The sequence below is a fragment of the Pseudomonas sp. FME51 genome (genome assembly GCF_014897305.1).
This window is the reverse complement of record NZ_JABUYN010000018.1, coordinates 1-24,464: the sequence shown is the minus strand read 5'-3', so window position 1 is coordinate 24,464 and position 24,464 is coordinate 1. Positions and strand designations below refer to the sequence as shown.

General features: G+C 58.4%; 16 protein-coding genes, 1 pseudogene and 1 other annotated feature. Of the genes and pseudogenes, 13 read left to right on the top strand and 4 right to left on the bottom strand.

Going from position 1 to position 24,464, the window contains the following annotated elements; translation table 11 throughout:
* Nucleotides 1-47: 47 nt before the first annotated feature.
* The 9 genes from INT39_RS20940 to INT39_RS20900 all read left to right on the top strand — a co-directional run bounded on the left by INT39_RS20940 (nt 48) and on the right by INT39_RS20900 (nt 8,357).
* On the top strand, nt 48-638 hold the full coding sequence (locus INT39_RS20940) for a peroxidase-related enzyme (RefSeq protein WP_193075909.1): 591 nt from the start codon (nt 48-50) through the stop codon (nt 636-638).
* Nucleotides 639-742: 104 nt separating this feature from the next.
* Entirely contained in the window at nt 743-2,014 is a 1,272-nt protein-coding gene (locus tag INT39_RS20935; RefSeq protein ID WP_193075908.1) for an OprD family porin, read from the top strand.
* A 184-nt stretch (nt 2,015-2,198) separates the two neighbouring features.
* Nucleotides 2,199-2,972: an ABC transporter ATP-binding protein gene (locus INT39_RS20930; protein ID WP_193075907.1), complete on the top strand. Its 774-nt coding sequence runs from the start codon at nt 2,199-2,201 to the stop codon at nt 2,970-2,972.
* A complete protein-coding gene (locus INT39_RS20925) occupies nt 2,969-3,685 on the top strand; it encodes an ABC transporter ATP-binding protein (RefSeq protein ID WP_226944949.1) in 717 nt (238 codons plus the stop codon). The genes INT39_RS20930 and INT39_RS20925 overlap by 4 nt, the downstream gene beginning before the upstream one ends.
* An 82-nt stretch (nt 3,686-3,767) precedes the next feature.
* Complete coding sequence (locus INT39_RS20920; RefSeq protein ID WP_193075906.1) at nt 3,768-4,985, top strand: ABC transporter substrate-binding protein; 1,218 nt, start codon at nt 3,768-3,770, stop codon at nt 4,983-4,985.
* Between the two features lie 72 nt (nt 4,986-5,057).
* Nucleotides 5,058-5,945, top strand: a complete 888-nt coding sequence (locus INT39_RS20915) for a branched-chain amino acid ABC transporter permease (RefSeq protein ID WP_193075905.1) — start codon at nt 5,058-5,060, stop codon at nt 5,943-5,945.
* A 2-nt stretch (nt 5,946-5,947) separates the two neighbouring features.
* Nucleotides 5,948-6,955: a branched-chain amino acid ABC transporter permease gene (locus INT39_RS20910; RefSeq protein WP_193075952.1), complete on the top strand. Its 1,008-nt coding sequence runs from the start codon at nt 5,948-5,950 to the stop codon at nt 6,953-6,955.
* 90 nt (nt 6,956-7,045) lie between these two features.
* Nucleotides 7,046-7,489 carry a PaaI family thioesterase gene (locus INT39_RS20905; protein ID WP_193075904.1) on the top strand — a complete coding sequence of 148 codons (444 nt, stop codon included), beginning with the start codon at nt 7,046-7,048 and terminating at the stop codon, nt 7,487-7,489.
* A gap of 31 nt (nt 7,490-7,520) precedes the next feature.
* A complete protein-coding gene (locus INT39_RS20900) occupies nt 7,521-8,357 on the top strand; it encodes an alpha/beta fold hydrolase (protein WP_193075903.1) in 837 nt (278 codons plus the stop codon).
* Between the two features lie 72 nt (nt 8,358-8,429).
* Here the strand turns inward: INT39_RS20900 and INT39_RS20895 are convergent, their stop codons facing one another.
* Nucleotides 8,430-9,908 carry a carbon starvation protein A gene (locus INT39_RS20895; RefSeq protein ID WP_193075902.1) on the bottom strand — a complete coding sequence of 493 codons (1,479 nt, stop codon included), beginning with the start codon at nt 9,906-9,908 and terminating at the stop codon, nt 8,430-8,432.
* Between the two features lie 267 nt (nt 9,909-10,175).
* Here INT39_RS20895 and INT39_RS20890 point away from each other — a divergent pair, with 267 nt between their 5' ends.
* Nucleotides 10,176-10,430, top strand: a complete 255-nt coding sequence (locus INT39_RS20890) for a DUF2164 domain-containing protein (protein ID WP_193075901.1) — start codon at nt 10,176-10,178, stop codon at nt 10,428-10,430.
* A 157-nt stretch (nt 10,431-10,587) separates the two neighbouring features.
* Here INT39_RS20890 and INT39_RS20885 read toward each other — a convergent pair whose 3' ends face one another.
* The 3 genes from INT39_RS20885 to putA all read right to left on the bottom strand — a co-directional run bounded on the left by INT39_RS20885 (nt 10,588) and on the right by putA (nt 17,010).
* Nucleotides 10,588-11,928 (bottom strand): OprD family porin, encoded by a 1,341-nt coding sequence (locus tag INT39_RS20885; protein ID WP_193075900.1) that lies wholly within the window; start codon nt 11,926-11,928, stop codon nt 10,588-10,590.
* A 276-nt stretch (nt 11,929-12,204) separates the two neighbouring features.
* Nucleotides 12,205-13,707 (bottom strand): sodium/proline symporter PutP, encoded by a 1,503-nt coding sequence (putP, locus tag INT39_RS20880; RefSeq protein ID WP_193075899.1) that lies wholly within the window; start codon nt 13,705-13,707, stop codon nt 12,205-12,207.
* A gap of 81 nt (nt 13,708-13,788) precedes the next feature.
* A complete protein-coding gene (gene putA, locus INT39_RS20875) occupies nt 13,789-17,010 on the bottom strand; it encodes a bifunctional proline dehydrogenase/L-glutamate gamma-semialdehyde dehydrogenase PutA (RefSeq protein WP_193075898.1) in 3,222 nt (1,073 codons plus the stop codon).
* 188 nt (nt 17,011-17,198) lie between these two features.
* Here putA and INT39_RS20870 point away from each other — a divergent pair, with 188 nt between their 5' ends.
* From INT39_RS20870 to INT39_RS20860, 3 genes and pseudogenes are all read left to right on the top strand, one after another.
* The gene (locus INT39_RS20870; RefSeq protein ID WP_193075897.1) at nt 17,199-17,951 is read left to right on the top strand and encodes an AraC family transcriptional regulator; all 753 of its coding nucleotides are present in this window, start codon (nt 17,199-17,201) and stop codon (nt 17,949-17,951) included.
* Between the two features lie 336 nt (nt 17,952-18,287).
* Nucleotides 18,288-23,609: a DUF4011 domain-containing protein gene (locus INT39_RS20865; protein ID WP_193075896.1), complete on the top strand. Its 5,322-nt coding sequence runs from the start codon at nt 18,288-18,290 to the stop codon at nt 23,607-23,609.
* 438 nt (nt 23,610-24,047) lie between these two features.
* Nucleotides 24,048-24,464, top strand: a pseudogene (locus INT39_RS20860) (transposase); the annotation flags it as partial.
* Nucleotides 24,326-24,442 (top strand) — a sequence feature (AL1L pseudoknot). (Overlaps the previous pseudogene by 117 nt.)

Here is a 24,464-nt window from a genome sequence, read left to right as displayed (position 1 = left end):
CGCTCGGCCCTGGATATGTCGTAACCCACCACAAACAGGAGTGGTACATGAATAAGTCGATCAGCCGCTTTGCATTACCCACCCGTCTCGACGCATTGCCCGATGACCTGCGCGAACGCATCTTGGCAGTCCAGGACAAGGCGGGCTTCATCCCCAATGTGTTCCTCATGCTGGCGCATCGTCCTGAGGAATTTCGGGCTTTCTTCGCCTACCACGATGCGCTGATGGATCGGGTCTCCGATACCCTGACCCAGGCCGAGAAGGAAATGATCGTAGTGGCAGTCAGTGCCGACCATGGCTGTCTGTATTGCGTGGTCGCCCATGGCGCGATTCTGCGGATTCTGGCCAAGGATGCGCAGCTCGCCGATCAGCTGGCGGTCAATTACCAAACCGCATCCATCACGCTGCGTCAGCGCACCATGCTGGATTTTGCCCTGCATATCGCTGCACGGCGCGGCGTACTCGACGATATCTGGCAGGCGCGCCTCGAGGAGCAGGGTTTCAGTCTTGACGATATCTGGGATATCGGTGCTGTTGCGGGCATCTTCGGACTATCCAACCGCCTGGTTTCCATGGCGCGCACCCCACCGAACGACGAATTTTACCTGTTGGGCCGTGTGCCCCGAGCCGCCAAGTGAGGCGACACCCTTTTATCGCATGACGCGGTAATCCCGGTCCGGCAGGCGATTGCGGTCGGGCCTGGCAATAGTTGTACTCATCAACAATAACAAGAGAGATATCTATGCACCTGAAACCCCTCAACCCGCTTTTTCTGTGCGCTGGACTAGCCGCTGCTGTTGGCATTCCTGCCAGTGCCAGCGCTGCGTTCCTTGAAGACGGCACCGCCAGCCTCGAGCTGCGCAACTTCTACATGAACCGTGACTACCGCGACGATGACAAGGCCGATACGCTTCAGCACAAAGGCCAGGCCAAATCCAAGGCCGAAGAATGGGGCCAGGGCTTCATTCTCAATCTGCAGTCCGGCTTTACCGAGGGGCCAGTGGGCTTTGGTGTCGATGCCTTGGGGCTGCTGGGCGTCAAGCTGGATTCCGGTGCTGGTACCAGTGGTACTGGCGCCTTGCCGCGTAGCCCGACCAGTGCCGAGCCGGTGGACGATTACAGTTTCCTCGGACTGACCGCCAAGGCCAAGGTATCCAATACCGTGCTGACCCTGGGCACCCATGCGCCCACCTTGCCGGTGCTGTTCCGAAACGATACCCGCATGCTGCCGCAAACCTTCGAGGGCGCGCAGATTCTCTCCAAGGAAATTGACGGGCTGACGCTGGTCGGTGGCCAGTTCCGTTCCTCGCGTCTGCGCGACTCATCCAACTACGGTGATATGACCATGTTCGCCGACGGCGCAACGGGTGGCGTAGCCAGTGACCGCTTCAACTATGCCGGTGGCAGCTACGCTTTCACGCCGAAGACCACAGCCACCTATTATTACGCCGAGCTGGAAGACAACTACAGCCAGCACCATGCCAATCTGGTGCACCTGATGCCGTTGACCGAAGGGCTCAGCCTGAAGTCCGATCTGCGTTACTACGACAGTGATGGCGAGGGTCGCGCCCAGGTTGATAACCGTACTTACAGTGCCATGTTCAGTCTGCTTCACTCCGGACACTCGCTGGCCCTGGGTTATCAGGATCAGAGTGGTGATACCGGTATGCCCTTTGTGGGTGGCGGTACCGATCCCTGGACCATGAATACCATGACTTACCATCACTTCCTGCGTGCCGAAGAGGATGGCTGGCAGATGCGCTACGACTACGACTTCGCCAATACCGGTCTGCCGGGTTGGGGGCTGATGGCGCGCTACGTGCGTGGCGACAACTTCGAGATCGCCGGCGCGGATGCCAAGGAGTGGGAGCGCGACATAGATCTGGCCTATACCGTACAAAGTGGACCGCTGAAAGACGTCAAGGTGCTGATGCGCAACGTGATGTACCGCGGCAGCCACACCACGGATATCGATGAAAATCGCCTGATCGTCAGCTATACGTTCAAGCTCTGAAAAAGCGTACGGCCGGGCCCGGAGGGGGGCCGGCCGTACCTTTCTGATTCCACGTGCGACCCTTCAGTCAAGTATCTGGAATTGGCGCTTGCGTAAACGGAAACCGGTTGATACCTTTTACGTAAAGGTAATGCTGCAGTAAGTGCCAAAACCAACAATAACAATCAAGGTTAGAGAGCATCCCATGGAACCAGAGTTTGTTCTGGAAACACGCGGCCTGACCAAAGAGTTCCGCGGTTTCACCGCAGTAGATAATGTGGACCTCAAAGTCCGTCAGGGACATATTCACGCGCTTATCGGCCCCAATGGCGCTGGCAAGACCACCGTATTCAATCTGCTCACCAAATTTCTCACGCCCACTCGCGGCGAGATTCTTTATCGTGGCAAGAACATCACTTCGATGAAGGCCAACGGCATCGCCCGGCTCGGTCTGGTGCGTTCATTCCAGATCTCCGCGGTATTCGGCCATATGACGGTGCTGGAGAACGTCCGTGTTGCCTTGCAGCAGAAACAGGGCAATTCCTTCCAGTTCTGGAAGTCCGATCGCAGCCTGCATGAGCTGGATGAGAAGGTCATGCAATTGCTCGCCGAGGTGGATCTGCAGGCCTTTGCCCACACCATGGCAATTGATCTGCCCTATGGCCGCAAGCGGGCGCTGGAACTGGCCACCACTTTGGCCCTGGACCCCTTTGTCTTGCTGCTGGATGAGCCAACCCAGGGCATGGGCGGCGAGGATGTCGATATGGTGGTTGATCTGGTACGTCGCGCGGCAGCCAACCGTACAGTGCTGATGGTCGAACATAACCTCAGTGTGGTCAGCCGTCTGTGCGATCGCATTACCGTGCTGGCGCGTGGCTCGGTGCTTGCCGAAGGTGACTACGAGAGCGTTTCAGCCAACCCCCTGGTGCGCGAAGCCTACCTGGGCAGCGAAGCCAGCACCGAGGAGGCTCACGCATGACACCCCCGATGGAGCGTGACCAACTGCGCATCAGCGATCTGCACGCCTTCTATGGTGAGTCGCACATTCTTCATGGGGTTGACCTGGTGGTCGGCCGCGGCGAACTGGTGACCCTGCTCGGGCGTAATGGCGCCGGACGCAGTACCACGCTGCGGGCGATCATGAACATGGTGGGCCGCCGTACCGGTTCCATCGTGGTCAACGGCAACGAGACTCTCGGCATGCCGGCACATCAGATCCCCCGTCTCGGTGTCGGCTACTGCCCGGAGGAGCGCGGCATCTTCGCCAGTCTCAATGTCGAGGAAAATCTATTGCTGCCGCCCACGGTGCGCAGCGGCGGCATGAGTCTCGATGAACTTTACGAGATGTTTCCCAACCTCTACGAGCGGCGGTTCAGCCAGGGCACACGACTGTCTGGCGGAGAACAGCAGATGCTGGCCATGGCGCGCATCCTGCGTACCGGCGCCAATCTGCTGCTGCTCGATGAGATTACCGAAGGGCTGGCACCGGTGATCGTGCAGAAGCTCGGTGAGGTGCTGATCAAGCTCAAGCAGCGCGGTCTGACCATAGTGCTGGTGGAGCAGAATTTCCGCTTCGCCGCGCCACTGGCCGACCGGCATTACGTAATGGAGCACGGCCGCATCATCGAAGAGATCGAGGCGGCGGATCTGGATTCGAAAAAGGCGTTTCTCAATTCCTGTCTCGGGGTGTGAGCCCCGGTTCGACTCAGGAAGCGGTAACCGGCGGCAATGGCTGTCGGTCCAAACAACAAAAACAATCGAGAGTGGTGAATCAATGAGTTTCTTCCGCAAAAGCGCGAGTGCCATCCTGGTTAGCAGTCTGATCGCCGGAGCCGCTCAGGCCGAGATCAGCAACGACGAAATCCGTATCGGCTATCTGGCTGATATGTCAGGCACCTACCGCGACCTGTCAGGACCCGGTGGCCTGGAGGCGTTAAAAATGGCGGTAGAGGATTTCGGCGGCGAGGTGGATGGCAAGAAGATTGTCGTCTTTCACGCCGATGACCTGAACAAGCCGGACGTCGGCGCCAACACCGTGCGTCAGTGGATCGACGAGCGCAACGTCGACATGGTGACGGGCATGGTCGCCAGTTCCGTGGTGCTCGCTGCGAACCGGGTATTGGAGCAGGGCGGCAAGCTGGCGCTGATCTCGGGCGCTGCGGCTTCCAGCATCACCAATGAATACTGCTCACCCAATCATATCCACTGGACCTACGACACCTACGCGCTGGCTAATGGCACCGCCAAGGCCATGCTCGCCAACGGCGGCAAGAGCTGGTACATCCTCACTGCCGACTATGCCTTCGGCCATTCGATGGAGACCGACATCTCCAGAATCGTGGAAGACGGTGGTGGCAGCGTCGTCGGTAAGATTCGCCATCCATTCCCCAGTAACGATTTCTCCTCCTACATACTGCAGGCACAGGGTTCTGGCGCCGAAGTGATTGCTCTGGCCAACGCCGGCTCGGATACCGTCAACTCGTTGAAAACCGCCAGTGAGTTCGGCGTGACCCAGGCCGGGCAGCAACTTGCCGGCATGGTGGTCTTCCTCAATGACATCCACGCCATGGGGTTGGACGTAACTCAGGGATTGATGCTGACCACCGGCTGGTATTGGGATATGGATGAAGACACCCGTGCCTGGGCGCAACGCTACTACGAGCGCACCAACCGCATGCCCGGAATGGTGCCAGCCGGCATCTACTCGGCCACCACTCACTATCTGAATGCGATAAAAGAGGCTGGGACCGACGAGACGGTGGCGGTACGCGCTCAGATGGCCAAGACGCCGATCAACGATATGTTCGCCAAAAACGGCTATATCCGCGAAGACGGCCGCATGATGCACGATATGTATCTGGTGCAGGTCAAGACGCCAGCCGAATCTGAGGGCGAGTGGGACCTGTACAAGGTGGTCCGTGAAATTCCTGCGGAACAGGCCTATCGGCCGATGTCCGAAAGCCAGTGCGAGAAGCTGGTCACAAAGAGCTGACCGGCAGCAGGTCCGCGCCATCGCCCGGTCGGTAACGACCGGGCGCTTCAGACTTACATCGAGTGGTGAACCATGACTCTCGTATTCGGCATTCCCCTGAGCGTACTGCTCGGGCAGTTGCTGCTCGGCCTCATCAACGGCGCGTTCTACGCCCTGTTGAGCCTCGGCCTGGCGATTATTTTCGGCCTGCTGCGCATCATCAACTTCGCTCACGGTGCGCAGTACATGCTGGGCGCCTTCGCCGCCTATCTGGGCCTGAACTATCTGGGTGTGAACTACTGGGCGGCGCTGCTGCTCTCGCCGTTGCTGATCGGCGGTCTCGGCATGGCCATCGAGCGTGGACTGCTGCGGCGTATTGCCGGTGAAGATCACCTCTACGGACTGCTGCTGACCTTCGGTCTGGCGCTGATCATTGAAGGCAGTTTCGTCAAGTTGTTTGGTGTGTCGGGCTCGTCCTATCCGATGCCCGAGATACTCCGGGGCGGCTTCAATCTGGGCTTCATGTTCCTGCCCACCTATCGCGCCTGGGTGATCGTCGCAGCGCTGGTGGTGTGCCTGACGACCTGGTACGTCATCGAACGCACGCGCCTGGGCTCCTACCTGCGTGCCGGCACTGAAAACCCCAAACTGATGCAGGGCTTCGGCATCAACGTACCGCTGCTGGTGACCCTCACCTACGGTTACGGCGTCGCGCTGGCGGCATTCGCTGGCGTACTGGCAGCACCCATCTATGCAGTAACGCCGGGCATGGGCTCCAACCTGCTGATCGTCGTGTTCGCTGTGGTTGTCATCGGTGGTATGGGATCGATTCTCGGTGCCATCGTTACCGGGATCGCCATGGGCATAATCGAGGGCCTGACCAAGGTGTTCTATCCGGAAGCGGCTAACACTGTGGTGTTTCTGGTCATGGTGGCGGTGCTGCTGATTCGTCCTGCGGGACTGTTCGGGAAGGAGGCATGAGCATGACGAATCCGGTCAATAATCAGGCGGTACCTATGCCGCAGGCAAGCGTGGTGCGTGAGCGCAGACACGCGGCGGCGCGCCGCCAGAAGATCTTCTATGCTGTGCTGCTGGGCATCGCGCTGGTAGCGCCGTTCGTGGCCTATCCAGTATTTCTGATGAAGCTGCTGTGCTTCGCACTGTTCGCCTGCGCCTTCAACCTGCTGCTGGGCTATGCGGGATTACTGTCCTTCGGTCATGCCGCCTTCTTTGCTACCGGTGGTTACATTACCGGTCATGTGCTAAGCACATACAGCGGCCTGAGTACCGAACTGGGCATTCTCGTCGGCACTCTGGCGGCAACGGTGCTCGGTACCTTGTTCGGCATGCTGGCGATCCGCAGGCAAGGCATCTATTTCGCCATGATTACCCTGGCGCTGGCGCAGTTGGTGTTCTTCGTGTTCGTTCAGGCGCCGTTCACCGGTGGTGAAAACGGCCTGCAGGGCGTTCCGCGCGGGAATCTGTTTGGCTTCATCGACATGAACAACAACATGGCCATGTATTACTTCGTGTTGGCCGTGTTCATTCTCGGCTTTGCCATTATCCAGCGCACCATTCATTCACCCTACGGCCAGGTCCTCAAGGCGATTCGCGAGAACGAGCCGCGAGCGGTGTCGCTCGGCTACAACGTCGATGCGCACAAACTGTTGGCCTTCGTCATCTCCGCTGCGCTGGCCGGTCTGGCCGGATCCACCAAGACCGTAGTATTCCAGCTGGCATCGCTGACAGATGCGCATTGGCACATGTCCGGCGAAGTGATCCTGATGACCCTGCTTGGCGGTGTCGGTACCATTCTCGGCCCGCTGGTCGGCGCCACTGTGGTGGTGACCTTGCAGAGCTCGCTGTCCAACGGCCCGCTCGGTGAGTGGGTGCACGTGATTCTCGGCGTGATCTTCGTACTGTGCGTACTGCTGTTCCGGGCGGGCATCGTCGGTTGGCTGGAACGCCTGGTTAAGCGCAACTTCAAGTAAAGTGCTGAGCCGTGCACCGCCTGGACCCGGTCCGGCGGTGCATTACTTTTTGTCCCTCAGTTGAAAACCATCCTACCGGAGGCCCGCCAGATGACAGTCAATTCCGATCCTCACTTCGCCGAGCGCGTCAGCGCCAGCTTCGACCGGCAAAACGCCATGGCGCTCATTCAGGCGACCCTGGCTGTGGTGGAACAGGGTCGCACCGAGATTCATCTGCCGCACTGGCAGGGCGTGGAACAGCAGCACGGGTTTGTGCATGGCGGGGTGGTCGGCATGATTGCCGACTCGGCCGCCGGTTATGCTGCGATGACCCTGGTGCCTGCGGACGCATCTGTCCTGACCGTGGAATACAAGATGAACCTGATGGCGCCGGCCGATGGCGAGATGCTGATCGCCCGGGGCCAGGTCATTCGCCCCGGCCGTACGCTGGTCATTACCAAGGCAGAGGTGTTTGCCGTCAAGAACGGTAAGGAGTCGCTTTGCGCGCTGATGCAACAGACGATCATGGTGATGCACGGCAGGGTCGAAAAGTAAGTGGAAAAGTGAAAGGAGCCAGTCAGAGGTCATGATCAGGATAACGACCAGTGACACCTGGGTAGAAACGTCAGCGGGACGCCTGTTCGTCAAGCGCTGGGTGCCCATCGAGCAGGTTCGCACAGAGCGGGTGCCTATCGTTCTGTTTCACGACTCGCTGGGTTGTGTCGAGCTGTGGAAGGATTTTCCTGAGACGCTATCGGCGGCAACAGGGCGGGAGGTCATCGCCTATGACCGTCTTGGTTTCGGTCTGTCGGACCCTTGCCCACAAGCGCTGGATGTCAGCTTTGTGCTGGACGAGGCTGACAACTCCTTTTCAGCACTGCTTCAAGCGCTTGAGCTGCAGGACTTCATCGCCCTTGGGCACAGTGTGGGAGGCGGCATGGCCATCGCATGTGCGGCGGCCTTCCCTGAACGGTGTGGAGGATTGATCACCTTATCCGCGCAGGCGTTTGTCGAAAGTTGCACCCTGGAAGGTATTCGGCAGGCCCAGCAGGCATTTGCCAGGCCGGGTCAATTGGAGCGTCTGAGCAAATACCACGGAGCCAAGGCGGCATGGGTGCTGAGCGCGTGGGTTGATACCTGGCTCGCTGACAGCTTCAGTCACTGGAATCTGAACGAAAGCCTGACCCAGATCCGCTGTCCGGTATTGGCCATTCATGGCGACGGTGATGAGTACGGTTCTGCACAGCATCCCGAGCACATTGTATCGCTGGTCACAGGACCCGCCACGATGGAAATACTGCCGGATTGCGGGCATGTGCCCCATCGAGAGAAGCCGGGTGTTGTTATCGGTTTGATCGAGGTGTTTCTGGAGGAAGGAACAGATATGTACGCGGATCGCGGTTCAGCTGAAAACCGGGAGTAGACGTCAGATAGACTGACCGTGATTGCGTGCGGTTGTGATGTGTTCAACACCACAACCGCACGCCGAGTTGCATCAGGCTTGAGGACCTGCATAAACGTTCGTACTGCGCTTATTATGCTGGTAGATCAAGCCGATAAGACAAGCCAGACCAACCACGATACCTATGGGCTTGCTGTACTCCTCCGGCATGTTCAAACCAATCCCGGCGGTTGCGATATAGGACACGGTAATCGCCGTGCCGATCACTGCAGGAATACTGGCAATCCAGTGGAAAGTGCCTCGGTCGAACAGATACTTGGTTGCCAGCCACAGCACACTGGTAGACAGCAGCATGTTGGAGAAGGCGAAGTAGCGCCAGATCAACGAGAAATCCAGGAAGGTCATCAGATAGGCCACGCCCAATATCGGTGCGGCCAGCGCCAGTCTGTGCATGGCTGACTGCTTGATCTTGAACGCATCGGTAACCGTCAGGCGCAGTGAGCGGAACGCCGTATCTCCCGAGGTAATCGGGAAAATAGCCACCGCCAGAATCGCCATCACGCCACCGAACACGCCCAGGTAACTGGTCGCAATGTGGTTCACCACCAGCCCCGGCCCGCCCAGATCCAGCATGTCTTTCAGTTCGACATAACCACCAGGGAAAGCCGCAATACCCGCCAATGCCCAGACACAGGCAACAATGCCTTCACACATCATCGCGCCATAAAATACCGGCCGGGCATATTTCTCATTGGTAATACAACGGGCAATCATCGGTGACTGGGTAGAGTGAAAACCGCTGATGGCACCGCAGGTAATGGTCAGGAACAACAGCGGCCAGACCGGCAAACCGTCCGGGTTAGGTGCCAGAAAGTCATGCTCATGATGGCCGTCGAAATACGCAAACACATCATTCACCACCGGCAGGTTGGGTGCCTCCAGCAACAGTGCCACAGCAACCAGTGTGGTCATCACAATCATCAGCAAACCAAACAGCGGATATAGCTTGGTAATGATCTTGTTGATAGGCAGCAGGGTAGCGAAGAAGTAATACCCCAGAATCACTAACACCCAGAAAGTGTTACCAGCCAGAAAAGTACCTTCGAAGAAAGACAGGTTACTCAACAGTCCCGCCGGACTCATGATGAACACCACGCCTACAAAGAACAGCAGCATGCAGGTGAACACCAGCATCACGCCCTTGAAGATCACGTTGTAATAATTACCCGCAATCTCCGGCAAGCTCTTGCCGTCTTCCTTCATGCTCATGACACCGGAAAAGTAGTCATGAACCGCGCCGCCTACCACGTTACCAATAACAATCCACACCAGTGCGATGGGACCGTACAGGGCGCCCAGGATAGGCCCGAAAATGGGGCCGACCCCGGCAATATTCAGAAATTGAATCAGGAACGCTTTGGCCGGACTGATGGCAACGTAGTCCACACCATCATGCAGGCGTTCTTGAGGAGTTTTTGCGGTGGGGTCTATACCAGCTTGTTTTTCCACAAAGGGGCTGTAGAACTTATAGCCGAGAATAAGGATCGCAAGGCTGGCGAAAAAAATGAGCATGTATCAACCTCATTGTTGTAGGAGCAAGGGCCTATTAGCACTTTTATTTATTGGTTGGGGTTTATTTTGTAACACGGTAATTTAGCACTGGCGGTGCCGTGGTGGTACTAGCCTATGGTCGAAGACAGGGGGGTCACGGTCTTGGTTCGTACGCATAAGGAAGCACCAAGGAAATAAGACTCTCGGGTGTTGGCGCCGAATTATCTGTTATCCCCATTAACTCATCATGAGCGGATCAACCGACCCGCATCCTTGGAAGTGTATTCCATGCCTGAAATCGATTTTAGCAAGGAAGAAAAAGCCATCCTGGTTCGTAAGCTGCAGGTCTGTTGCACAGCAGAGCTCAAGCAGGATATTGGTCAGTTTGATGCGGAATTTCTGCTGGACTTCATTTCCCGTGAGCTGGGTAGTTACTATTACAATCATGGGTTGTATGACGCCCAGGCAGCCCTGACGGACAAGCTGGACGATATTCAAGATTCCATTTATCAGCTTGAGCAGCCGACAGATTTCACGAGATGAAGCTGCTGCCAGACAGGTGGCCATTGCACTGCAGCGTAGCGCGCTGACCTGCGAGGCAGATCAGCAGCGGCTGCGTGAAGCGGCAGAGGCTAGCGGACGGACGTGTTGAAAGCCTTCCCTGCCTTACTGGATGACCGTCCTGTTCTGTGTCGCGATATCAGAAGATATCCAGCGGATACTCGACTACAAAACGCAGCTCATTCGCTTCGCTGCTGAAGCCGTTGTCACGGTGCACGGCATAGCTGGCGCGGACGGAAAGGTCCTTGGCCGGGCCTGACTGCACGACGTAACGCGCTTCCAGATCACGCTCCCAATGCTTGCCCTTCTTGCCGCCGGTATTCGTGCTGTACCAGCCGTAAACGCCATTCGGGCCACCGTTGTAGCGGCTGTCGTCAATATCATCACCGGTAATGTAACGGGCCATGAAGCTCAGGCCGGGTACGCCGTAGTAGCCCATGTCGATATCGTAGCGCAGCTGCCAGGACTTCTCGTTGGGGCCGTTGAAATCGGAATACTGGATGGAGTTGGCCAGCCAGATGGAGCCGCCGGTGTTGCCGCTATCCATGCCGATGTAGTCGAAGGGCTCATCACCATCGACCTGCTGGTGGGCCAGCATGAACCTGTGGGCGCCGGTGGTATAGGCGGCGGACAGCGACCAGGTGGTGTTGTCGATCTTGCCGGCCAGATCCTTGCCGGTGTTGCTGGTGTCATACAGGTTGAAGTCGAGTTCCAGCGAGCGTTCATCCGCCAGCGGCAGCACGTAGTTGAGCTTGGTGTAGTACTGGTTCCAGATGTCCTCGAGCTTGGCGGCGTAGAGTATCGCGCTCAGCCGATCGGTGATCTGGTAACTGCCACCCAGGTAGTCCGCACTGGCTGCATCCACTGCGCCGCCGTAGGTCAGGGTGATCTCGCCATCGCGGTTGGTGTTCATGCTGCCGTCACGGATGGACGTGAAGTGCCCGGCTTCCAGGCTCAGGCGATCGATCTCGTTGCTCAGTAACTGGAAACCCTGAGCGGTACCGAAGAACATCCGCGAGCTGCCCATGCCGAAGACGGGGTTGGTCGGGATCAGGTCGCCGGCCTTGAGTTCGGTGTTGCTGATGCGTGCCTTGAGGCTGCCGCCCACGTAGGAATAGTTGTCTTGGGCCTTGCCATCAGAGCCGGTTGGCAGGATACCGGTGCCGCTGTTACCGCCATTACGGTCACTGTCCAGCTTGATGACCCCGGCGGCATGGGCATCTACGCCTACGCCAACCACGCCCTGGGTATAACCGGAGGTGAAGGAGGCGCGCATGCCGTGAATCCACTCGCGCTGGTCATGGTGAGTGCCCGAGGAATGCTTGTAGTCGCGGTCGAACAGGTAGTTCTTGTTCAGCAGGCTGAGGCTGCTGTCCTCGATAAAGCCTCTGGATTCGGATTGGTTACTGGCCAGGCTGGGCTGGGAGGCGATGACTGAGGCGGTGGCTAATGCGATAAGACTGAGTTTGCATGCTTGCACTGTGGTGCTTGCTCCTTGCTATGCGGGTAGGCGGGGAGGGCGTGGTTACGTCTGCTGATGCCGCAGAATGGTACCAGCGATCGCCGGCCGTATAGGCGGCGCTGTTGTGGTTGGTACAGAGTGCAGCCGTGGCTGTTGGCGGCGTAGACGTTGCCGGCAGTGATGCCGAATACGCGCCGTAGGGTATCACGAGGGGGATGGGGGAGCGACCGGGTGTGGCTGGATCGCTATGGCAGCGCCCGCAGGCGCCGTCATAGGTAGAGCCATGTTACCTGCTTAGTGCTGGGACTCCATGGTGTCGAACTCTGCCTGAATTTCCTCGTCGTGAGGGGTCTTGATCAGCAGGGACACAACAATGGCGACCACTGTACAGGCCAGGAAGCCGGGCACGATCTCGTACATCAGTGCTTGCAGGCTGGCGATGTTGCCCCAGATACCCACTACCACGGCACCGGTGATCATGCCGGCCAGCGCGCCCATTGCGGTGAGTTTGCGCCAGAACAGCGACAGCAGGATGATCGGGCCGAAGGCTGCACCAAATCCTGCCCAGGCGAACGCAACCAGGCCGAGGATGTTGGAACGCGGATCGATGGCCAGCAGCGCGGCGATCACCGCGACCGTCAGTACCCCCAGACGTCCCAGACGAACCTGTTGCAGTGCGGTCAGATCCTTGCCGAAGATTTTGTACAGGTCTTCAACCAGTGCTGACGAACAGACGATCAGCTGGGAAGAAACCGTCGACATGATCGCGGCCAGTACGGCTGCCAATACCAGACCGGCTACCAGCGGGTGGAACAGGATCTGCGACAGCAGCAGGAACACGGTTTCCGGGTTATCCAGAACCTCGTTGCTGGTGTGGAAATAGCCAACACCGATCAGACCGGTGAAGACTGCGCCACTGGCAACCAGAATCATCCAGCCAATACCGATGCGGCGTCCGGCTTTGGCATCCGCCGACGAGCGCAGGGCCATGAAGCGCACGATGATGTGCGGCTGGCCGAAGTAGCCAAGCCCCCAGGAAGCAGCCGAGATGATCGCCAGCACGCTGCCACCGAATAGCAGCGACGTGCGGTGCAGTTCCGCACCCGGGTTGGCCAGGTTGTGTGCAGCATCAGCGGCATGGATGGCATCGATCGTCTCACCCAGGCCGCCCATGCCGATGACGGTGAGCACAGGCACTATGATCAGTGCGGCCAGCATCAACAGCCCCTGCACAACGTCGGTCAGGGAAGCCCCCAGAAAACCACCGAACAGGGTGTAGGTCAGGGTGATACCGGACACCAGCAGCATGCCGAACAGGTAGGGAGTATTGAACGAGGCCTCGAAGAACACCCCGCCAGCCACCATCCCGGAGGACACGTAGAAGGTGAAGAACACCAGAATGATGACGCCGGAGGCGATGCGCAGCAGGCGGGTCTTATCCTTGAAGCGGTTCTCCATGAAGCTCGGCACGGTGATCGAGTTGTTGGAGACTTCCGTGTAGGAGCGCAGTCGCGGCGCCACGAAACGCCAGTTGAGATAGGCGCCGATGGTCAGGCCGATGGCAATCCAGGCTTCCACCAGGCCCGAGGCGTAAATGGCTCCCGGCAGACCCATCAATAGCCAGCCGGACATGTCTGACGCGCCGGCGGACAGTGCGGCGACACCTGGAGAGAGTTTACGGCCGGCCAGCATGTAGTCATCCAGGTCGGTGGTCTGGCGATAGGCGTAATAGCCGATGCCCAGCATCGTCAGGAAGTACAGGCCGATAGCGACCAGCTGAAAGGATTGTTCGGTCATGGGAATGCCCTCTGCTGTGGGGAGGCCCCGCGGACGGGGGTGGGGTTATTGTTGTTATCCAGCATTGAAGTTGCTCCTTGCTCAGTCATCGCCCTGCGCCAGCAGGCTGGCATTGCCACCTATCGCCGCAGTATTGATGGTACGGGTTCGCTCAGTGACAAAGCGTAGCAGGTAATGCGGTCCGCCTGCCTTGGGGCCCGTACCGGAAAGCCCCATGCCACCGAAGGGCTGAACGCCCACAACAGCGCCAATCATATTACGATTGATATACACATTGCCCACACGAATGCGTTTATCTATGTCGGCAGCAAAGCCTTCATTGCGGCTCTGGATGCCAAAGGTCAGACCAAAACCGCTGCGGTTGATGCTCTCGACGATCTGCATGATATCTGCCGACGCGTAGCGAACGATATGCAGCACCGGACCAAAGTGCTCGCTGGTCAGCTCATCAATACTGTGCAGCCGGATAGCGACCGGTGCCACGAACTCGCCCTGTGCCTGCCATGCCGCAGGCACTGTCCTTTCGGCCAGTACCCGGCCTTGCTGGCGGTAATGCTCAATATGCGCCTGCAGCTTTTCTCGGGCCTGCGCGTCAATCACCGGCCCGACATCGGTGGCCAGCTCGCGCGGATCACCCAGTTGCAGTTCCTGCATGGCGCCAGCCAGCAGTTCTTCTACCTTGTCAGCGATATCTTCCTGCAGGAACAGCACCCGCAGGGCGGAGCAGCGTTGTCCGGCACTGGCAAAAGACGACTCCAGCACATCCGCCACCACTTGTTCCGGCAGGGCAGTGGAGTCGACCAGCATGGCGTTCTGCCCGCCGGTTTCGGCAACCAGTGTCGCCAGCGGGCCAGACTGGCGCTGGGCCAGACCGAGGTTGATCTGTTGTGCGGTGCCGGTTGAACCGGTAAACACCACACCGATAACCCGCGGGTCACTGGTGAACACGGGGCCAAGCTCTTTGCCGGAGCCGGGTACCAGCTGCACCACATCCTGGGGCACACCGGCTTCATGCATCAGCTCGATACAGCGGTGGGCCACCAGCGAGGTCTGTTCGGCGGGCTTGGCCAGTACCGTATTGCCCGCCGCTACTGCGGCAGACACCTGACCGATAAAAATCGCCACCGGGAAGTTCCACGGGCTGATGGCGACGAACACGCCCTTGCCGGTGAGGTAGAGCTCATTGGATTCACCGGTAGGGCCGGGCAGCAGGGTTGGCTGTCCCATCTTCTGCTCGGCCTGATCGGCGTAGTAGCGACAGAAGTCCACTGCCTCACGGATCTCGGCGACCCCGTCGTTGAGTTGCTTGCCGGCTTCACGGGCACAGAGCGCCATCAGCTCGGCAAAGTGCCGCTCCAGCAGGTCGGCCAGACGGCGCAGGCAGGCCGCGCGCTCGGTCACCGCAACGGCGTTCCAGCGCGGGAAGGCCAGGGCCGCGGCGTCCAGTGCCTGGGGAACCTGTTCAGGGCTGGTCCATTGGATCTGCCCGACCTGCTGTTGCCGATCAAAGGGACTGGTGACGACCTTTATTGGCCCCGGCTCGGCGGTAACGGCAGCGGCCAATAAAGGGCCACCTTGCCACTGATGCTGGTTCCAGGGCTGCATGGCCTGGAGCAGGGGTTCGAGTTGGCTGTTGATCATCAGGTTAAGTCCCTTGGAATTCGGGCGCTGCGGACCATAGAGATCATGGGGCAGGGGAATCGCGGTATTGCGATAGTGTGCCTTGCCGGTCAGGGCTTCCAGTGGGTGGCGGCACAGTTGTGCCACAGGTACATCTTCATCAACCAACTGGTGCACGAAGGACGAGTTGGCACCATTTTCCAGCAAGCGGCGCACCAGATAGGGCAGCAGGTCCTTGTGCGCCCCCACGGGGGCATAGATGCGGCAGTAGCTGCCGGCTGGCGCCAGTTGCAGCGCCTGCTTGTACAGCGCCTCCCCCATACCATGCAGTCGCTGGAATTCGATTGGCCGATCACCGGCCATGTCCAGCAGGCAGATGATGGTGTGGGCATTATGAGTAGCGAACTGGGGAAACAGGCGGCCCCGGTTGATGTCCGCGAGCAGATAGCGGGCACAAGCCAGATAGGCAATATCGGTATTGGCCTTGCGGGTAAACACCGGGTAGTTGGGCAGGCCTTCAATCTGCGCCAGTTTGATCTCGGTATCCCAGTAAGCGCCCTTGACCAGACGCACGGGAATCTCGTCGCCCTGCTCTGCGGCCAGCCGGGTCAGCCAGTGCAATACCGGCAAGGCGCGCTTGGAGTAGGCCTGCACCACCAGCCCCAGCTTGCCCCAGCCCTTGGCCTGCTGGCGATAGACCTGCTCCAGCAGCTCCAGCGACAGTTCCAACCGGTCTGCCTCTTCGGCATCCAGGGTGATCGCCACATCCAGTTCCCGGGCACGGGTCACCAGTTGGGCCAGGGTGTCGCCGAGTTCTTTCAGTATTCGGTCACGCTGGCTGCGCTCATAACGCGGGTGCAAGGCGGACAGCTTGACCGAAATGGAAGGTGCCGTAGCGCCGGCCGTGATCTTGGTCGTGGCCTGACCGACGCGCTCGATGGCATCCAGGTAGGCCGCGAAATAACGCTGGGCGTCCTCACGGGTGCGGGCCGCTTCGCCAAGCATGTCGAAGGAATAGGTGTAGCCCTGTTTGAACAGGGATTTGCCGTTGTTCAGCGCCTCGGGCAGGTTGCGGCCGAGCACGAACTGGTGCCCCATCAGCTTCATTGCATGGGACATGACCTGACGCACCACCGGTTCACCCAGGCGGCTGACCAGGCGATTGAGTACCGGCAACGGCTGGTCGTCGCGCGGGTCCATCTTCACCAGGCCCTTGGTCAGTATCAGTCCCCAGGTGGAGGCATTGACCAGCAGCGAGTCGCTCTGCCCCAGATGGCTTTTCCAGTCGGCCACCGACAGCTTGTCGCGAATCAGCGCTTCTGCGGTGCGTGAATCAGGAATACGCAGCAGGGCTTCGGCCAGACACATCAGAAGTACGCCTTCCTGGGTGTCGAGGCTGTACTGCTGCAGCAGTTGATCCAGGCTGTCGACGGCATCACCCTGGCTGCGTACCCGCTGGACCAGATCCTCCGTGCGCTGATGCAGCTGCTGGATGTGGGCTGGCTGGTGATCGAGGACCTGGGTCAGCTCCGGCATCAAGGTGTCTTCATCCACCATGTAATGTAGGCTGATCTTCTGGGCCAGTTGCGGCAGGCTCTGCTGCTCCAGATCGGGATGCAGCAGCTCGTCAGCGGTGCTGTGTTGTCGGATGTTCTGATCGTACAGCGGGTGAGGTAAAGGCATGGCGCACCTTCTGTTTTTTGATTTGATCAGCAGTGTGGCCGCAAGCGGCGAACAAAGTCTTGATCAGAACTCGGGAGTTTTTGTTTGAGGCTCAGAAAACTGGGGCGCCTCAATACCCTTGATAGTGTCCAACTATGTCTGACCTCACTATAGTTGATGGTTATCGATCTAGCGGAAAAGGAGCTGGTATGCAGGCTATCATCCGTCATTGCACGCTGCCGACCCGCGGTGTGCACCATGACCACCCCTGGCATCAGATGGTCATTGCCCTATCCGGCCAGGCTGAATTCGAGATCGCCGGCCACGGCGGACGAGTGGACGCCATGCATGGTTGTCTGGTGCCCGCGGGTGAGGTGCACTTCTATGAAGGCACGGGGAATAATCGCCATGTGGTGCTGGATCACTACAATCCCGACTCCGCCGAACTGGAGCGCCTGTTCGACCGCCCGCGCTATTTCACGGCCGACGCCAGTCTGCGTCTGCTGTTGAGTTTTATCGATCAGGAGGAAAGCCTGTGGCAGGGATCGGCACTGGCGGCAGAGGGCATGGCCCAGGTGATCATTTCCAGTCTGCATCAACGCCTGTTCGATCACACGCCACGTCTGCCTGCGGCGCCGCAGCGTCTGAACCTGCTGCAACTGGATAATTACATACAGCAGCATCTGGCCGAACCGGTGACAGTGGAGCAGTTGGCGCAGGTGGCCTGTGTCAGTACCGGACACTTTCACCAGCTGTTCAGACAGGCGACGGGCACCACTCCGGCCCATTATCTGCTGCAGGCCCGCCTGCAACGCGCCCGCAACCTGCTACTGGAAACCCGTCTGGCCCCCGGCTGCATTGCCGAGCAGGTGGGCTTTTCCAGCCAGAGTGCGCTGACTCATGCTTTTCGGCGTCACTGGGGGAGTACGCCCGGGGTGATCAGGCGTTTGGGGGAAGGTTGAGAAAGGGAAATCCGGGAAGAACTTCAGCGCGAACTGGAGCGCGAGCGGGAAAAGGTGCTGCGAATTCAGGAAACGGCAGCTCAATACCAAACAAACAACGCGGAATAGAGCAGCAGATAAAGGTTGATTTGCTTGGCGGGCAATGGGTGCAGGCTTGCGGTGGAGAAGAAAGTTGTTTTATTCAAATATCGCAGAAGGCGCGCATTAGCTGGTCAGCTATAGAAAAGGAAATCATCATGTGCCTCAAATCCGTCAAACTCACCGGCTTTCGCGTCACTGCTATCCGCTGTCTGCACTTATTGAGCGCAGAGCGACCCACTGTACGAGGATGATTACATGCCTAGCCAGGATGCACACAAAATAAAAATCCACACCACACTGGTAGAAAAAATCAACTTCGCCTGCCATCAAAGCGCCTTCGCGGTGCTGCGCGAATTGCAAATCGAAAACCTGGACAGCGAGCAAGACCTATCCGACCTGTCGATTGTGCTGGAAGCCTCCCCGGCGTTTCTGAAGCAGAAGACCTGGACAGTGGATCGGCTGGCGGCGGGCGGATTGCTGAGCATGAAGGATCGCGACCTGGAGTTGGACGGTGGTTTCCTGTTCGGTCTGACGGAATCCATGCGCGGTACGGTGACGATTCGGGTTGGTCAGGGTGGCGAGACCTTGACTGAGCAGGTGATCAACGTTGAGCTGCTGGCCTGCAATGAGTGGGGTGGGGCGGGTTATATGCCGGAATTGTTGGCGGCGTTCTGCACGCCTAATGATCCGGCGGTGGACAGGCTGCTGGGGCAGGCCAGCCAGATTCTGCGCAAGGCCGGCAAGCCAGCTGGGATTGATGGCTATACCACCAACAGTCGCGAGCGCGTGTGGTTGCTGGCCTCTGCCATTTACTCCGCAATAGTCAGAATGCAGCTTGGTTATGCGCTGCCACCGGCTAGTTTTGAAACCAATGGGCAGAAGATTCGTCTGCCGAGCCAGATTGAAAGTGCCAGGGTAGCGACCTGCCTGGATACCACTCTGCTGTTTGCCGCCGCTCTGGAGCAGGCGCAGCTCAACCCCATGATCGTTATCACTCAAGGTCATGCGCTGGTGGGGCTGTGGCTGGAACAGGAGGATCTGGCCAGTGTGGTGGTGGATGAGGCCGAGATTCTGCGTCAGCGGATTCCCCTCAAGGAGCTGATCCTGATCGAAACCACTCTGATGACCGCGCATCCTGCCGTGCCGTTTTCCAGGGCCGTGCAGGAGGGTGCCAAGCAGGTGGCGCTGGATAAAGACCATGAGTTTATTGCCGCCGTTGATATCCGCCGGGCGCGGGGGCATCGGATCAATCCCATCAGCCTGAGATCGCAGGCGGATAATGTTGTTGCTGCGGATAGTGTCGGTGAGCGGGTAGAACCGGGCCTGGAAGATGCGCCTGTCCTGCCTCCCAACACGGTGATCGTGGAAGCGGATCTTCCCGAGGAAACCCCGGGTGGCCGTCTGGATCGCTGGCAGCGTAAGTTGCTGGATCTGTCGGCACGCAACCCCTTGCTCAACCATAAACCCAGCAAAAGCAATCTGGCCGTGGTGTGTAGCGATCCCGGCGCTCTGGAAGATGTACTGGCTACCGGAGCGCGGATATCCATCGCTCCTTTCCCCCGGCTGCAGACCCAGGATCAGGATGAAGAGATTTATCGGCAGCGCACCGGTGGTGATCTGAAGGAGGAATACGCTCGCGACGCCCTGACCAAGAAGCAGGTGCTGGTGGAGCTGAGTCAGGAAGAGCTCGACAAGCGGGCGGTGGAAATATACCGCCGGGCGCAAACCTCGCTGAAGGAAGGTGGCTCCAATACCCTGTTTCTGGCAGTGGGCTTTTTGCTATGGAAGCAGAAGGACAAAGATAACCGGCGTTATCGTGCCCCGTTGATCTTGTTGCCGGTGGCGCTGGAGCGAAAGTCCGTTCGCAGCGGGGTGAAGATGATCGCCAATGATGACGAGCCCCGTTTCAATACCACCCTGCTGGAGATGCTGAAGAAGGATTTCGGTATCGAGATCCACGGCCTTGGTGGCGCTCTGCCCGAGGACGAGAGTGGGGTGGACGTGGCAGCCATCTGGAACCGGGTGCGTCATGCCATCAAGGACGTGCCTGGGTTCGAGGTGGTCGAAGATGTGGTGTTGGGCCACTTTTCCTTTGCCAAGTACCTGATGTGGAAGGATCTGGTGGATCGCTCTGCGGAGCTGAAAGAAAGCCCGGTAGTGAAACACCTGCTGGATACACCCAGAGAACCCTACGACAGCGATATCCGTTTTGTGGAGCCTGCGGATATTGACAGGGAATATACCCCAGCGGATTTGTTGGCACCGCTGCCGGCAGATTCTGCCCAGATGGCGGCTATCGCCACGGCAGACCGGGGCAAGGATTTTGTGATTATAGGCCCGCCGGGAACCGGTAAGAGCCAGACCATCGGCAACCTGATTGCCCATATGCTTGGCAAAGGCAAAAGGGTGTTGTTCGTCTCGGAGAAAACCGCTGCACTGGAAGTCGTGTACCGCCGTCTGCGGGATATCGGTTTGGGCCAGTTTTGCCTGCAGTTGCATTCCAACAAGGCTAAGAAAGCGGATGTGCTGGATCAGTTACGGACATCCTGGAACAGCGCTTCTCAATCCCAGGTAAGTCAGTGGCAGGTCGAGGCTGAGCGCCTGAAAGTACTGCGTGATCGCTTGAATCGGGTGGTCAATACTCTGCACCAACCTCGCCGTAATGGACTCACCGCTCACTATGCCATCGGGATAAAGGTGCGTGATGGGGATCTGGCGGCCAAGGCGAAACTGAGTTGGCCCAACTCGGATTATCACGACGATAAGCAATTGCAACAGCTGCGGGATATGGCCGCGTTGTTGAGTGTGCAGGCCAGGGCGGTGGGCACGCTTGTTGATCATCCTTTGCAAGCCGTAACCCAATACGAATGGAGTTCGCAATGGCAGGGCGAGCTGGTGCGGGTTGCCGGTAGCTTGAAAGCCGAGGCGGAGCGCCTGGACGGTAGTCTGGCGGCCCTTGAAAAAGCGTTGGGTGCTGAATTGGGTGTTATGTCGTTGCCCAAATTAGTTGCGGTGGCGGAATGTGGCCAGGTGCTGCTGGATGCCTACCGTACCCAGGCGTCCTTTGCGCTGGAGCCGGACGCGGCAGATCGGTTGGAAGCGCTGGAGGATGCAGTCACCCGCTTGAAGCACTACATCGCTACTCAGGCGAAGTTGAGCTGTCAGTATGCGCCGCTGGCCTGGAAGGCGCTGGATGCCGATGAGCTGGGCAGTGCCTGGACCCACGCCAATGAAACCTGGTGGCCAAAATCCTTTTTTGCCAAGCGCAAAGTGTTGAAACAGATGAGGGTGGGTGGTGCTCAGGGAGAGCCAGACCCGAGTAAAGATATCCCTGTGCTGCGTGAGCTGCGGGAGATTGGCGGCCACATTGATCGGCTGGATGGGGTGTTACAAGGCCTACGAGACTGGAAGTCCTACGACTCCGATCCGCAAGCCATGGCTTCATTGCAATCGTTGGGTTCTCGTGCACGCGTGGCAGTAAGCAAGCTGGCGGAGGATGTGGAGTCCCTGGCGGCGCTGCGAGGCAAGATTCGGACACTGCTCTATGATGCCAATGATTTGTTGGCACCGGAGGCACCGGTTGGTCGGGCGATTGTCCAGTTTTTGGGCACACTGTCCGACTTCAATAGTATTCGCGCACAGTTTGAAAGCTTGACTGGCTCCACCCTCGAAGGTCGGTTGCCCAGAGAGGCGAATGTGTTGGAATCGATACCTTCGCTGTGTCAGAGCATTGTTGATCATCATATTGCTCTGCGGGACTGGTGTGCCTGGGTACGGCGGCGCTCCGAGGCGATGGATCTGCAGTTGGGCCCCTTGGTGCAGGCTATCGAAAGCGGCGACGTTCAGCCGGATGAGGTGGTGGAAGCATTTGAGGCCGCTTATTGCACCTGGTGGTCCGCTGCCGTGATTGACGAGGACGAGGTACTGAGAACCTTTTCTTCCCCCGAGCATGAAGCGGCCATTCATAGCTTCCGGGAGCTGGATAGCCAATTCAGCGAGCTGACCGCGAAATATATTGCAGCCAAACTGGCCGGACAGATTCCGGACGAAGAAGACATCAAGCGCAATTCCTCGTGGGGGGTATTGCGCCGCGAACTGCAGAAAAAATCTCGCCACAAGCCGGTGCGAGAAATGATGGAGGACATGCCGGACGTGATCACTTCTCTGGCACCGTGCCTGATGATGTCGCCGCTCTCCATCGCCCAATTCTTGCCTGCGGGGCAGGCATTGTTTGATGTGGTTATCTTCGACGAAGCATCGCAGATTACCGTTTGGGATGCGGTGGGCTCCCTGGCGCGGGGCAAGCAGGTCATTGTGGTGGGTGATCCCAAGCAGATGCCTCCCACTAATTTCTTTGCCCGTGCCGATGATGATCCGGATGGCGATATTGATGAAGAGGGTGACCTGGAGAGTATTCTGGATGAGTTGATTGGCGCCAGTATTCCGCAGCGTGTGCTCAACCTGCATTACCGCTCACGGCGCGAGAGTCTGATTGCATTCTCCAACAGCCGCTACTACGACAGCTCTCTGGTTACCTTCCCCGCACCGGTGCATCCGGACAAGGGGGTGTCGCTGGTGCGGGCAGAAGGTTTTTATGCCCGTGGCAAGGCGCGCCATAACCAGGGCGAAGCAAAAGCCATCGTGGCGGAGATCGTGCGACGGCTTACTTCCGAGGATCAGGTGGTACGCCAACAGTCCATCGGGGTGGTGACCTTCAATACGGAACAGCAAAGTCTGATTGAGGATCTGCTGGACAAGGCCCGCTCGGACGATCCGTCTATCGAGTGGGCATTCTCGGAAGAGGTCACGTTAGAGCCGGTGTTTGTGAAGAACCTGGAGACGGTGCAGGGGGATGAGCGCGATGTGATCCTGTTCAGCATTACCTACGGCCCGGATGAAGCGGGTCACGTTACCATGAACTTTGGCCCGCTCAACCGTACTGGTGGCGAACGCCGCCTGAACGTGGCCATGACCCGCGCCCGTTCCGAGATGGTGGTGTTCTCCACCATGCCGCCGGAGCGTATCGATCTGGCCAGAACGCAGGCCCGAGCCGTGGCGGATCTCAAGCACTTCCTGGAATACGCTGAGCGCGGTGCTTCCGCATTAGGGGCGGCGGTGCATGGCTCCATGGGTGACTTTGAGTCACCTTTTGAAGTTGCTGTAGCGCGCGGGCTGCAAGAGAAGGGCTGGATTGTTCATTCGCAGATTGGCGTATCGGCGTACCGGATCGATCTGGGTATCGTGCATCCCGACAAGCCCGGGGTCTACCTGGCTGGAATCGAATGTGACGGCGCCATGTATCACAGTTCAGCCTATGCGCGTGAACGTGACAAGATTCGTCAGGGTGTGCTGGAAGGGCTGGGCTGGACGCTGTTCAGAGTGTGGTCTACGGACTGGTGGACGAACCATACGAAGGCACTGGACGAAACCCATGAGGCGTTGTGCAGGCATCTCGAGAAGATGCAACAGGCTGAAAGTGCGCATGTTCTTGAAGGCGCAAATTCACTGGACTCTCTACAAGATACAGTTGCCGAACCTACTCAGGTAAACACAGATCCTGAGCCCGAGGGTAGGTAGATAATAGAATCGAGGAAATGGCGCACCCGACTGGATTCGAACCAGTGACCCCTGCCTTCGGAGTGCAATCTAGTACAGCGAGGCGAGTATGCTTTGCTAGGCGTTAATTGGCTCTAAGGTGCATGGTATCTGGCTTAGAGGAAAAAAGCCACTACCCGATTAACATCGCCTCATATCGCATATACCCAAATGGATTGGGCACAAAAAACGAGTTTTGGCACATCGCGTTTTGACCTCTAGCCGCGTTTGCCAAATCAGAATCAGACTAACAGACTTTCCTTTGATGTGGCTAGTATCCCGGCGAGTGCGCCAATAGTCTTTGAAGTCTTTATGGTCCACGCAGTGAGGCTGCAATTATACGCGTCCGCGCCTGTCGGACAGGGAGCAACTGAATCGCACCGGGTTTCGTGGAGGCCTCAACTCTTGAGAGAATGAGGCATGAAAAAATCCAACAGCTACTCCCCAGAAGTCCGTGAACGTGCCGTGCGCATGGTTCTGGAGAACGTGAAGGACTACCCCTCCGAATGGGCAGCCATCGAATCCATTGCGCCCAAGATTGGCTGTGTCCCCCAGACGCTGCATGGCTGGATACGCAAACACCAGACTGATATTGGCCACCGCCCTGGTCAGACGACCGAGGAACAAGAACGCATCAAGGCTCTGGAACGCGAGAATCGTGAGTTGCGTAAGGCAAATGAGATTTTGCGCTTGGCCAGTGCTTTTTTTGCCCAGGCGGAGCTCGACCGCCGCAACAAACCCTGAACGCCTTCGTTGACGAGTACCGTGACCGCTACGGAGTCGAGTCGATCTGTCGGGTAATCCAGATCGCTCCGTCCGGTTACTACGTGCATGCAG